This is a genomic window from Nonomuraea sp. NPDC003201 (genome assembly GCF_053590415.1).
The window spans coordinates 16,522-29,081 of the sequence record NZ_JBSFTC010000036.1 but is presented as its reverse complement, the minus strand read 5'-3'; the positions used below and the strand labels follow the sequence as shown (position 1 = coordinate 29,081).

Annotated in this window: 9 protein-coding genes; 3 read left to right on the top strand and 6 right to left on the bottom strand. The window is 72.1% G+C overall.

The genetic code is table 11. The features are described from left to right. Positions 1-11 precede the first annotated feature (11 nt). Complete coding sequence (locus ACWDX9_RS16550) at positions 12-2,384, bottom strand: GMC family oxidoreductase (protein WP_449954283.1); 2,373 nt, start codon at positions 2,382-2,384, stop codon at positions 12-14. A 157-nt stretch (positions 2,385-2,541) separates the two neighbouring features. On the opposite strand from ACWDX9_RS16550, the gene ACWDX9_RS16545 reads away from it, so the two are divergent. Genes ACWDX9_RS16545 through ACWDX9_RS16535 form a run of 3 tightly spaced genes read left to right on the top strand, consistent with a single transcriptional unit; the run spans position 2,542 to position 6,512 of the window. Beyond that, entirely contained in the window at positions 2,542-3,603 is a 1,062-nt protein-coding gene (locus ACWDX9_RS16545) for a hypothetical protein (protein WP_449954280.1), read from the top strand. Continuing rightward, positions 3,600-4,529 (top strand): acetoacetate decarboxylase family protein, encoded by a 930-nt coding sequence (locus tag ACWDX9_RS16540; protein WP_449954277.1) that lies wholly within the window; start codon positions 3,600-3,602, stop codon positions 4,527-4,529. The genes ACWDX9_RS16545 and ACWDX9_RS16540 overlap by 4 nt, the downstream gene beginning before the upstream one ends. Before the next feature lie 48 nt (positions 4,530-4,577). Continuing rightward, the gene (locus tag ACWDX9_RS16535) at positions 4,578-6,512 is read left to right on the top strand and encodes a peroxidase family protein (RefSeq protein WP_449954274.1); all 1,935 of its coding nucleotides are present in this window, start codon (positions 4,578-4,580) and stop codon (positions 6,510-6,512) included. Between the two features lie 18 nt (positions 6,513-6,530). On the opposite strand, the gene ACWDX9_RS16530 is transcribed toward ACWDX9_RS16535, so the two are convergent. The 5 genes from ACWDX9_RS16530 to ACWDX9_RS16510 all read right to left on the bottom strand — a co-directional run bounded on the left by ACWDX9_RS16530 (position 6,531) and on the right by ACWDX9_RS16510 (position 12,541). Then, the gene (locus ACWDX9_RS16530; RefSeq protein ID WP_449954271.1) at positions 6,531-7,049 is read right to left on the bottom strand and encodes an N-acetylmuramoyl-L-alanine amidase; all 519 of its coding nucleotides are present in this window, start codon (positions 7,047-7,049) and stop codon (positions 6,531-6,533) included. Positions 7,050-7,245: 196 nt separating this feature from the next. After that, positions 7,246-9,276 (bottom strand): ArnT family glycosyltransferase, encoded by a 2,031-nt coding sequence (locus ACWDX9_RS16525; protein WP_449954269.1) that lies wholly within the window; start codon positions 9,274-9,276, stop codon positions 7,246-7,248. Continuing rightward, positions 9,273-10,448: a glycosyltransferase gene (locus ACWDX9_RS16520; protein WP_449954266.1), complete on the bottom strand. Its 1,176-nt coding sequence runs from the start codon at positions 10,446-10,448 to the stop codon at positions 9,273-9,275. The genes ACWDX9_RS16525 and ACWDX9_RS16520 overlap by 4 nt, the downstream gene beginning before the upstream one ends. Positions 10,449-10,472: 24 nt before the next feature. Further along, positions 10,473-11,843 carry a HAMP domain-containing sensor histidine kinase gene (locus ACWDX9_RS16515; protein WP_449954263.1) on the bottom strand — a complete coding sequence of 457 codons (1,371 nt, stop codon included), beginning with the start codon at positions 11,841-11,843 and terminating at the stop codon, positions 10,473-10,475. Then, positions 11,840-12,541, bottom strand: a complete 702-nt coding sequence (locus tag ACWDX9_RS16510) for a response regulator transcription factor (protein WP_350722270.1) — start codon at positions 12,539-12,541, stop codon at positions 11,840-11,842. The genes ACWDX9_RS16515 and ACWDX9_RS16510 overlap by 4 nt, the downstream gene beginning before the upstream one ends. Positions 12,542-12,560: the final 19 nt, after the last annotated feature.

Genomic DNA, 12,560 nt, shown 5'->3' with positions numbered 1-12,560 from the left:
CCGGGCGGCCGTCAGGGCACCCGCGATCCCGCCGCGAGATCGTGGTAGGCCTCCCACAGCTCGCCCAGGAACAGCCGGCCGAACCGCACCAGCCCCGCTGCCCCGTCCGGCCCCCACGTGCGGAACGTCGTCAGCTGGTGCAGGAAGTCCGGCAGGTGGATGCGGATGATCCCCGCGGCGACCACCTCGGCCTCCGCGTCGTCCGCCGGGCGGGTGTGCCCGCGCAGGATCCGGACGTACAGGGTGGAGGTGTCGGACCACAGGTCGGCCCCGGGGTCGTCGTGCACGTCCTTGACCCCGGTGAGCGTCAGCGGGACGTCCCCGTCGCCGGTGAAGTGCAGGCGGTAGAGCATGCGCCGCCGGGCCGGGTCCTCGCCCGCCACGAACAGGTTGAACGACCCGCCCTCCACCCGCAGGCGTCCGCCGCCGAGCACGGGACAGCTCACCCACCCGGCGGCGGACGCCTCGTGCCCGGCGTCGGCCACGAACCGTTCGACGTCGCCGGCGGTGATGGTCAGGTGGACCGCCAGCGGGTGCCCGTTCGCGCGTCCCAGCCGCTCGCCCTCCTCCGGGTCGGCGGAGCCGGGCATGACGTGGCCGCGCATCTCCTCGGTGAAGCTCAGTCCGGACGAGACCTCCGCGCGCCGCGCCGCCGTCCGGGGCGCGGTCTCCAGGACGTGCTCGCAGGCCCGGTCCGAGATCGCGGCGATGGTCAGGGAGGGATTGACGCCGACCGGGCCGGGCACGCAGGCCCCGTCCAGGACGTACAGGCCCGGATGCCCGAACACCTCGCCGTACTCGTCCACGACGCCCTCCGCGGGGTGGCGGCCCATCGGGGCGCCGCCGAGCGGGTGCACCGTGATCACCTTGCGGGCCAGCCACAGGGGGTTGTCGCGGTAGCCGGCCCGCAGGACCCGCGCCATGTCCCGCATGACCCCGCGCATCGTGGTGAAGTACGGCATGGACGTGGCGGTCGTCCAGTCGACGTCGAGGTAGCCGCGGCGCAGGCGCATGACGCCGTCGGGGATGTCGCGGCCCATGCCGAGCAGGCCCAGCGACCCGTCGGACAGGTGCCCGTCGCCGAGCAGCGCGGCCAGTTCGGCGTTGATCCGGCTGCTCGGCGAGTGGCTCAGCAGGGCCCCGATCCTGCCCAGCACGAACCTGCCGGCCCTCCTGGCCTGGCCGCGCACCCCTGCGAACTCCCCCAGCCACTCGGCGAAGGGCGGGTAGCCCGCGTCCTCGACCAGGAAGCCCCGGCGGTCCCCGTGCCCCGAGTCGGCCGCGTCCGGCACCCGGATGGCGCTGGTGATCACGGGTCCGCGGCTGCCCTCCAGCGAGCGGTGGCGGCCCGCGCGGTCGCGGGCGTCCGTGACCAGGGTGAGGAGGTCGCCGTTGCCGCTGAAGCGGGTCCCGATCGTGGGGCTCAGGCCGGGGAACTCCGAACCGCAGGTCAGCAGCAGGTACGTCGTCCCGAGCGTGCCCGCGGCCAGGACGAGCCGGTCACAGGTGATCGTGCGCTGGGGCAGCCGCCGGGTGTTGACCCGCCGCCGGTCCTCGCGCGGTTCGTGCACCACGTAGCTCACGGCGTAGCCGCCGCCGGGAGCGGGGGCGAGCCACCGTACCTCGTGCAGGGTGCGCAGGTCGGCGCCGGCGTGCCGGGCCGCCGACAGGTAGGTGTGGTCGAGGGAGTTCTTGGCGCCGTCGTTGCAGCCGAGGTCGCACTCGCCGCGCAGCCGGCACGTCGTACGCGGCAGGCCGTGCAGGTTGCCGTACTCCGGGTCCGGGATGGGCAGCCCGGGAGCGGGATGGCCGCCGGGCTCCGGGGCGAAGGCGACGGCCAGCGGCGGCAGCTCCCACTCCAGCCCCAGCCGCCCGGCCGCCTCGCGCATGGCGAGGGTCTTGGCCGTGGTGTCGTACGGCGGCTGGCCGAGGGGGTAGCGCTGGGGCTTGAGCATCCGCTCCACGGCGTCGTAGTGCGGGTCGAGATCGGCCCGCGTGACGGGCCAGTGCTCGTAGCCGCCGCCGGGCAGCGGGCTCTCCTTGACGAACCACCGCTCCGGCTTGCGCAGCAGCACATTGGCGTAGATGAGGGAGCCGCCGCCGAGCCCGCTGGAGACGGCCGCGCCGAGCCCGCGGAAGCTCCACAGGTCGAACAGGCCGTACAGGCCCTCGCTCGGATCCCACAGGTTGCGCGCCATCGCGGCGGGCGCGCGCGGGAACGACCCCGGCGGGTACGGCCGGCCGCGCTCCAGCACGACCACCCGCAGCCCCGCTTCCGCGAACCGGTAGGCCGCCACCGCGCCGCCGAACCCCGAGCCCACCACGACGACGTCGGCGTGCTCGCGGGCAGGACGTCTTGCCTGGTCAGAACCGTTATGGCGCATTGCCTCTCCCTCGTCCGGACAGGTCCGAAAAGTCGGGGAGATGTAGAATGCAAGAGTAACCGATCGGTGAGCTGAGCACCGGAACCAGGAAGTCCAGGAGTCCAGACCAGGTCTGCCGGCCCGGGGCCGGCAGCGGCCCGAGATCGTGGCGATCGGTATGCATGGACGACCCGCTACACACGAACGCGTCGTACCCTTCACCGCCGGAGACGGCAAGAACCTGCGCCTCGTCAACGTGCGCGGGCACGCCCCGCCGGCCAAGGCCCCGGTCCTCCTCGTGCACGGCGCGGGGGTCCGGTCCAAGGTGTTCCGTGCGCCGGTGCCCGCCAGCGTCGTCGACATGCTCGTCTCGCAGGGCTACGACGTCTGGCTGGAGGACTGGCGGGCCAGCATCGACCTGCCGCCCAACCCGTGGACCCTCGACCAGGCGGCGGGATACGACCACCCCGCCGCGGTGCGCAAGGTCGTCGAGGAGACCGGGGCCGACCGGATCAAGGCGATCATCCACTGCCAGGGCTCGACCTCGTTCATGATGTCCGCGTGCGCGGGCCTGGTGCCCCAGGTCGACACGATCATCACGAACGCGGTGTCCCTGCACCCGGTCGTGCCGCGCTGGTCGCGGGCCAAGCTCCGGTACGCGGTGCCGGTCACGCGCAGGTTCCTGTCCTACCTCGACCCGTCCTGGGGCGACCACCCGCCGCCGGGCGCGGCCGCGCTGATCACCCAGCTGGTCAAGGCCGCCCACGCCGAGTGCGGGAGCACGGTGTGCAAGCTGGTCAGCTTCACGTACGGCAGCGGGTTCCCCGCGTTGTGGCGGCACGAGAACCTCGGCGCGGCCACGCACGACCTCTGGATCCCGCACGAGTTCGGTCCGGTGCCGCTGACCTTCTTCCGGCAGATGGACAAATGCGTGCGCAGTGGCCATCTGGTCAGCTACGAGCCCATCGACGGCCTGCCGGACGACTACACGGCGCAGGAACCGCGTACCGACGCCCGGATCGTCTTCCTGGCGGGCGAGCTGAACCGCTGCTTCCTCCCGGAGAGCCAGCGCCGGTCCTACGACTTCTTCTCCCGCTTCGCCCCCCACCACTCCCTGCACCTTCTCTGCGGATACAGCCATCTGGACGTGTTCTTCGGCGAGCGCGCCCACCGCGACGTCTTTCCGCTGATCATCGAGGAGCTGGCCGGCACGCCGGCCCGGCACAGGGGGAACCGATGACCTTCACCGCACGACGCCGGCGCCCATCCGGCAGAGTCGCCGGCCGATTCGCCAACGTGGACGGCATCCCGTTCCGGATGCCGGTGGGGACGCGGAGCAGCCCGGCGTTCATCGCCGCCTACCCGATCGACCCGCGCGGCGCGCGTGAGGCGCTGCCGGAGGAGCTGAGCCCGTACCGGATCCGCGGCGAGGGAGTGCTGCTGATCGCGGTCGTGGACTACCAGGACACCCCGATCGGCACGTACGTGGAGTTCTGCACGGGGATCCTGTGCACGCCGGGCGGCCGGCCCGCCCCGCCGCTGCTCCCGCTGCTGTTCCGCTCGGCCTTCGGCACCGGCGTCCACATCGGCGACATGCCGGTGAGCACCGAGATCTCCGTCAAGGGCGGCCGCGGCATCTGGGGCATGCCCAAGCGGCGCGCCTCGCTCGACTTCGTCACCGACGGGTCCACGGTCAGCAGCCAGTACGACCTCGACGGGCGACTGGTCATGCGCGTGGACGTGCCGCGCCCGCCGCGGGCGTGGCTGCCGATGCGGTTCACCGGCATCGGCTACGCCTCCTTCCGCGGGATGCTCTGGAAGTCGTCCGTCACGCTCAGCGGCCGGATGGGCCTGTCGTGGGGCGGCGGCCCGGAGAGCCGGCTCCTGCTCGGCGACCACGAGCGGGCGGACTGGCTGAAGCGGCTGGACATCCGCGACCGGCCGTTCCTGACCGCCTTCATCCCCTCCGTGCGCGGGGTGCTCCACGACCACGTGGAGGGCTGGTTCCACACGTCGGATACACCGCCCCCGCCGCCCCGGGAGGGCCTGGAGTCCGTGGTCGGGCTGGGGCTCGGGCAGGACCGGCTGCCGCCTCCCGACCGCGCGGCGACGGACCGCCTCCTGGGCCTGCCCCGGCCGCGCGAGTACGCGGCGCCGATGCCGTAGCCGACCACTCACAGAAAACCCGCCGCCGACCGCCCACGGGGAGATCCGATGAAGCACCGACTCCGTATCGCCGCGCGCCTCACCGCCGCCTCCGCCCACGCCACCGCGCCCGCGCCCGAACGCGCCGAAGCGCCCGAACGCGTCCGGCCGCCCGCCGGGCGGGAACCGCCGGTCGCCGGGGCGGGCTATCGCCGCTCATGGTTCTGGACCGCCTATGACGCGCTGGCCCGGGCGCTCGACCACCGCTTCGGCTGGGACCGGCTGCCCACCCCGCTCGGCCTGGCGGTCCTGGTGGGCATCCGCAACCGGCTGCGCAAACAGAACCTGTACGACACCGGCCGCCTGCCCTCCGTCGGCCCGCCGCCCCCCGTCCCGGACCCGAAGGGCTACGACGTACGGCGGACCGCCGACGGCTCGTACAACGACGTGGACCATCCGGCCATGGGCATGGCCGGGACCCGGTTCGGGCGGAACGTCCCGTTTGACCACACGTATGCCGAGCCTCCCGAGCGGGTCATGACGCCGAACCCGCGCACGATCAGCCGGCGGCTCATGACGCGGACCGAGTTCCAGCCCGCGCGCTCCCTCAACGTCCTGGCCGCGACCTGGCTGCAGTTCATGATCAGGGACTGGTTCAGCCACGGGATCAGCCCGTCCGAGGACCCGTGGACCATCCCGCTGGAGCCGGGCGACGACTGGCCCGAACCCCTGCTGACGATCCCGCGGGTCCCTCCCGACCCGACCCGCCCGCCCGGCTACGAGGGCCCCGCGACCTCGCTGAACACGCTCACCCACTGGTGGGACCTGTCGCTCGTCTACGGACTGAGCGACGAGGAGCAGCGCGCCCTGCGCACCGGAACCCGGGGGAGGATCCGCCATCGCCCGTCCGGGACCCGGGCGATGGCGGGCGGCAAGGCCGACCCGACCCGCGAACCGGGCTTCTGGCTCGGCCTGGTGATGATGCAGGGGCTGTTCGAGCACGAGCACAACGCCATCTGCGAACGGCTGCACGCCGAGTATCCGGCCTGGGGCGACGACGAGCTGTTCGAGCGCGCCAGGCTGATCAACGCCGCGCTCGTCGCCAAGATCCACACCGTGGAGTGGACGCCCGCGGTCATCAGCCACCCCACGGCGGTGACCGGCCTGCGGGCGAACTGGTGGGGCCTGGCCTCCGAGCGGATCAACAGAGCGCTGGGCAGGATCAGCCGGAGCGAGACGATCAGCGGCATCCCGGGTTCGCGCACCGACCACTTCGGGGTGCCGTTCAGCATCACCGAGGAGTTCGCGGCCGTCTACCGGATGCACCCGCTGATCCCCGACGACTACAGCCTGCGCCACCTGCGCGACGACTCCAGGATCCGCGACACCACGCTGCGCGAGCTGTCCGGCCCCGCGGCGCTGCGGGTCGCCTCGGCCATCTCCGCCGCCGACCTGCTGTACTCCTTCGGGACCGAGCACCCGGGCGCGATCGTCCTGCGCAACTTCCCGCGCCTGCTGCAGGAGTTCGAACGCCCCGACGGCAAGCTGGTGGACCTGGCGGCCACGGACCTGATCCGCTGCCGGGAGCTGGGCGTGCCCCGCTACAACGAGTTCCGCAGGCTGCTCGACCTGCCGCCGGCGAGCGGGTTCGACACGCTCACGGACGACCCGGCGCTGGCGGAGGAGCTGCGCGAGGTGTACGCGGACCGGCTGGAGGACGTCGACCTGGTCGTGGGCATGTTCGCCGAGAAGCGCCCGGAAGGGTTCGCCTTCAGCGACACGGCCTTCCGGGTCTTCATCCTCATGGCCTCGCGGAGGCTCAACAGCGACAGGTTCTTCACCCCTGACTACGCCGAGCGCGTCTACACGAGGGCAGGGCTGGACTGGATCGCGAACAGCAGCATGGCCTCAGTGATCCTGCGCCACCATCCGGAGCTGCGTCCCGCCCTGCACCGCGTGGGGAACGCGTTCGCGCCGTGGCGCCGGTCCGGCGTCACGACCTGAGGTGCCGTCCCCGCCGCGTCAGGCGAGCCGGTCGTCGTCCGACGGCAGATTGACGCCGGCCGCGGCGGGGACCGGCATGCCGGCCTCCACCCAGGCCAGCAGCTTCGTGCCGGGGCAGTCGGTGTTGCCCACCTGAAGGTGGGCGCGCTTGGCCAGCGTACGGCCGGCCTTGGCGCAGGCCTCGTCGTACACGGCGCGGATCGCCATCTTCACGGCGTCGGTCGGGCTGTTCATCCCGATGTAGGCGCATCCGATGCCGCTGACGTTGTGATCCGTGGCGTGGGCTCCCCGCACGTCCCAGCCGCGGCCCTCGTACACGGTGCCGTCGTCCCGTACGAGGAAGTTGTAGCCGATGTCGTTCCACCCCCGCTCGTCCATGTGGAAGTCCTGGATCTGCCGCGGCGTCTGCGTCGTCGGTCCCTCGCTGTGGTGGACGACGAACTCGGTGCGCTTCGCCCACGGGACCTTGACGACGGCGTCCGGGTCTCTCGGCGGGCGGGCGTTCCAGGCACTGCGCTTGACGATGTTGATCGTCATGGTCTCCCCCTAGTTAAGTGCTCGACTTTCGCAGGTTAGGCAGCAGAGGAGCGGGTGAGAGAAATGCGACGCGCGGGGATGCCGGGATCGTTGGCCATATTTCATCCTGTCTTGGGCGACTTGGGCCTTGATGGGCAGATGGCCCGAGAATGTGCTGGTTGATGGGTAGGGGCACCGTCAAGGCGCCCCTTTCCCGTTACGCGGCGCAGTCGTAGAGGCCGTCCTGGCCGTCCACGGCCTTGCAGCTCTGCTGGACCCAGGTGCTCACCTCGGTGTTGCCCCGGCCCGGACCGCCGCGGTCGCCGCCCGACAGAACGTAGCGGAGTTGCCCGGAGGAGGTGAGCTCTTTGAGGCGATCCACGGTCATGGCGGCGTCGCTGCCGGTGAAGCCGCCCATGGCGAGCACGGGCTTGCCGGTGGACAGGATGGTCGGCGAGGCCTGCATGGCGCTGTTCACGGCGACCAGCCAGGTGGCCTTGCCCTGGTTCGCCAGGAGGTACTTCACCATGGAGTCGCTCATCCCGCCGCCGGGACCGCCGCCCATGAAGCCCGCCCGGCCGGTCCGTCCCGTCCCGTCGCCCGCGTCCTGCCCGCCGGGCATCTGCCCGGTGGGCATCTGCCCGGTGGGCATCTGGCCGCCGGGGAACTGGCCGCCCGCGCCGCCGCCCATCCGGCCGAAGCCCATCTGTCCCGCGTTCGGGCCGGCGGTCGGGTTCGTCCCGTTCACCTGCGACCCCAGCGGCGTGACGGCGTACGCGGCGGGCCCGGCCAGCCCGGCGACCACCGTGGCCGCCAGCGCGAGGGCGGCGATCCTGACCGTCACCTGCGCCCGTACCCTGGCCAGCACCAGCACCACCACGGCCGCCAAGGTCGCCCCGAGCACGACCCAGGCCAGCCACGGCGCCCAGTCGGGCGTGCGGCGCAGCACCACGAACGACCAGCCGCCCGTCAGCGCCACCGCCAGCGGCAGCACCCAGGCCCAGGTCCGCGAGCGGCGATACTCCTGCCACATGGCCACCCCGCCCAGCCCGCACAGCGCGGCCACGGCGGGCGCCATCGCGGTCGTGTAGTACGGGTGGAAGGTGCCGCTGGAGAAGCTGAACACGGCGTAGTGGACGACCAGCCAGCCGCCCCACACCAGCCACGCCGCCCCGGACGGGCCCTCGATCCGGCGCACCCGCATGACCGCGGCGAACGCCAGCGCCACCACGCAGAACGGCAGCAGCCAGGAGATCTGCCCCGCCAGGATGTCGTTGAACAGCCGCCCGGCCCCGGACTCCCCGCCGAAGCCGCCACCACCGCCGCCACCGGGTCCGCCACCGGGTCCGCCGCCGGGTCCGCCGCCGGGGCCGCCGCCCTGGCCGAAGATCCGGCCGAGCCCGTTGTAGCCGATCACCAGGTCCCAGACGGAGTTGTCCGTGGAGCCGCCGACGTACGGCCGCGAGTCACGGGGCCAGAGGTCGACGATCACCATCCACCAGGCGCTCGACACCAGCATGACCAGACCGGCCGCCAGCAGGTGCCCCACCCGCCTGAGCCACGGCACGCGGGCGCACAGCAGGTACGCCGGCGCGAAGGCCGGCACCACCAGGTACGCCTGGAGCATCTTCGCGTTGAAGGCCAGCCCCACGAAGAGCGCGCACACCAGCAGCGACCGCAGGCGCCCGGTACGCAGCGACTCCAGGCAGAACCAGGCCGCCAGCACGAGCAGCAGCACGAGGATCGTGTCGGGGTTGTTGTCCCGGTTGATGGCCACGGTGATCGGGGTGAGCGTCATGACCACGGCCGCGACCAGGGCCGCCGCGTCGGCGTACGTCCTCCCGGAGCAGGCGCGGCGCACGGCAGAGTAGACGAGGCCGACGGCGGCCACCCCGGCCAGGGCCTGCGGGAGCAGCATGCTCCACGTGCCGTAGCCGAAGATCCGCGCGGACAGCCCCATCACCCACAGCGCCAGCGGCGGCTTGTCCACGGTGATGAACGATCCGGCGTCGAGCGCGCCGAAGAAGAACGCCTTCCAGCTCTGCGTGCCGGACAGGACGGCGGCGGCGTAGTACTCGTTGGCGTTGCCGCTCAGCCCCCACGCGTACAGGACGAAAGCGACGGCGAGCACCGCCCACATGGCGGGCCGCGACCAGCGCGGGTCCTCCTCGGCGCCCAGCAGGACGCGTGCGGGCAGGCTGCGGCTCGTTGCGGCCCGGTGCCCGGGCCGCATGGCGGTGGCGGTCATCGTGCCGTCCTCCGCCTGGGGTTGAAGACCCACACGCGCAGCAGCAGGAAGCGGACGAGCGTGGCCGCCGCGTTGGCGATGATGACCGCGACCAGCTCCACCCCGTGCGAGACGCCGGCGGGCAGCAGCGCGAGGCTCCCCGAGGTGAGCGCCAGCCCGACGAAGAACGCGATCAGGCCCTCGAGCTGGTGCCGCATCGCCCCGACCGAGCCCTTGACGCCGAACGTGAAGCGGCGGTTCGCGGCGGTGTTGGCCACGGCCGTGACCAGCAGCGCGACCGCGTTGGCGGCCAGCGGCGAGACGATCTGCCGCAGCATCGAGAACAGCGCCAGGTACGCCAGCGTGCTCACCACACCGACGATCGCGAACCTGGGCAGCTGCTTGGCCATCCCCTTCGGCAGCTCGGCCCGCTGGACCCGGGCCGGCACCGGGATGCGGGCCGCCCCCGAGAGAGTCTTACGCGCGACCCTGGCCAGGCCGCGCAGGTCGTCGAGCGCGGTCTGGATGATGTCGACCCGGCTGTCCGGATCGTCCACCCAGTCCACGGGCACCTCGTGGATGCGCAGCCCGTGCCGTTCGGCGAGCAGCAGCAGCTCGGTGTCGAAGAACCACTGCTCGTCCTCGACGCCGGGCAGCAACGCCTGCGCGATCTCCGTGCGGACGGCCTTGAACCCGCACTGCGCGTCCGAGAACCCGGCCCCCATCACCGAGCGCAGCAGCAGGTTGTACGAGCGGGAGATGAACTCGCGCTTCGGCCCCCGCTCGACCCGGGACGCCCTGGCCAGGCGGGTGCCGATGGCCAGGTCGCTGTGGCCGGACAGGAGCGGCGCGACCAGCGGGAGGAACGCGTCGAGGTCGGTGGACAGGTCCACGTCCATGTAGCTGACGACGTCGGCCTCGCTCTGCGACCAGACCAGCCGCAGCGCCCGGCCGCGGCCCTTCTCGTCGAGGTGCACGGCCCGCACGTGCGGGAGCTCCTGGGAGAGCTCCGTGGCGATCTGCCAGGTGTTGTCGGTGCTGGCGTTGTCGGCGATCGTGATGCGGAAGCCGTAGGGGAGGTTCCCGGTGAGGTACGTCTGCAGCCGGGTGATGCTCTCGCGGAGCGCCCGCTGCTCGTTGTAGACCGGGACGACCACCTCGACCAGGCGCGTCCTTACTGCTGTTATCTCCATGCAGCCAGCTCACGGGTCGGGTCTTTAACGGGACTTATCCGATTCTGAGTTACGCATGAGAGTTCCGGGAAGGTCCATTGTCGCGATCGCTCCACCACCGGGCGCGTTCGCCAGACGTACCTCTCCCCCGGCCTCCGCGACGGCCTGCGCCACGATCGCCAGGCCCAGCCCGGATCCGGGCAGGCCACGGGCGGACGGGGAGCGCCAGAAGCGCTCGAAGACGTGCGGCAGCTCCTCCTCCGGCAGCCCCGGGCCGTGGTCCCGCACGGACAGCCGGCCGTGCGACAAGGACACCTCGACCTGGCCGCCGGGACTGAACTTCGCGGCGTTGTCGATGAGGTTGAGCACGGCGCGTTCGAGGGAGGTGGCGCTGCCGACGACGTACCAGGGTCTGAGGTCGCTGACCACCTCGGCGCCGCGCAGCCTGGCCCGCTCGACGGCCGCCGTCACGACCTCGTGAAAGGGCAGCTCGACGTGCGGCTCGTGCTCGGTGTCGCCCCTGGCCAGCTGGAGGAGGTCGGCGACGAGCGTGGACAGCTCGGCGAACTGGGCCTTGACGTTGGTGAGCAGGCGTTTCTTGGCGTCGGGGTCGAGGCTGCGGCCCGTCTGCTCGCTGCGGAGGAGAAGGTCGATGTTGGTGCGCAGGGTGGTCAGGGGGGTGCGCAGCTCGTGGCCGGCGTCGGCGACGAGCTGCTTCTGACGCTCGCGGGAGCCGGCCAGGGCGGTGGTCATGGCGTTGAAGGAGGATGAGAGCCGGGCGATCTCGTCATCGCCTTCGACGGGGATGTGAGTGTCGAGGTCCTCGGTCTGCGCGATGTGCTCGACCGCCTTGGTCAGGCGACCCACGGGACGCAGCGCGGCCCGGGCGATGAGCAAGCCGGCGGTCGCCGCGGCCAGCACGCCCAGCGCGGCCACCGCACCGAGAAGCAACGCCACCATCTTCAGCGTGTTGCGCAGCTCGCCCACTGGGACGGCGTCCATCACGGCCACGCCCGGCGCCACGGTCTCCGTGAGGATGCGCATTTCCGTGCCGTCCTCGGCGAGGCCGTTGTGCGGATGCGAGCGCCCGCCGGCCGCCACCCACTTGTCCTCCTCGGTGACCACGAGAGCGGGCCCCTTGTAACAGGGAGGACGGCCGTCGGCGAAGATGATCTGGGTCGAGCGCTGCGGCCCATAGTGCTCTTGGGAGCGCGGGACCGGGCCGCACTCATGCTGGAGCCAGGCCAGCTGCTCGCGCGGGTTCTTGCCGGGCGGGTTGCCCAGTTGCCGGTCCATCTGGTCGTACAGCTGGTGTCGGACGATCATGAAGCACGCACCCGCGCTGACCGCCACCGCCAGGGCGACGGCGACCGCGACCAGGAGTGTGAGGCGGGTGCGGAGGCTGCGCCAGATCACGGCGTGGCCCGTAGGACGTACCCCACCCCGCGCACCGTGTGGATCACGCGGGGCTGACCCCCGGCCTCGGTCTTGCGCCGCAGGTACATGACGTACACGTCGAGCGAGTTGGACGTCGGCTCGAAGTCGAACCCCCACACCTCGCTGAGGATCTGGTCCCTCGTGAGCACCTGACGCGGGTGCGCCAGGAACAGCTCCATCAGCAGGTACTCGGTCCGGGTCAGGTCCAGCCGGCGGTCGGCGCGCGTGACCTCCCTGGTCGCCAGGTCCATGCGCAGGTCGCCGTACGTGAGCGTGTCGGCGCCCTCGGCGGGGCTCGAGCTCAGCGCGCCCCGCCGCAGCAGCGCGCGGACGCGGGCCAGCAGCTCGTCCAGCTCGAACGGCTTGACGAGATAGTCGTCGGCCCCCGCGTCGAGCCCCGAGACCCGGTCGCCCACCGCGTCGCGGGCGGTGAGCATGAGGACCGGGATGTGGTTGCCCGAGGCGCGCAGGCGCCGGCACGCGGTCAGCCCGTCGAGCCGGGGCATCATGACGTCGAGCAGCACGGCGTCGTAGGTGTCGGCCGCGACCGCGTCCAGCGCCGCCTGCCCGTCGTTGGCCGTGACGACCTTGTAGCCCTCGAACTCCAGGCTCGACTGCAGCGCCTCGCGCAACGCGGGCTCGTCGTCCACCACCAGCAACCGTGCGGGCTCACTCATGCGACAAACGCTAGAGGCT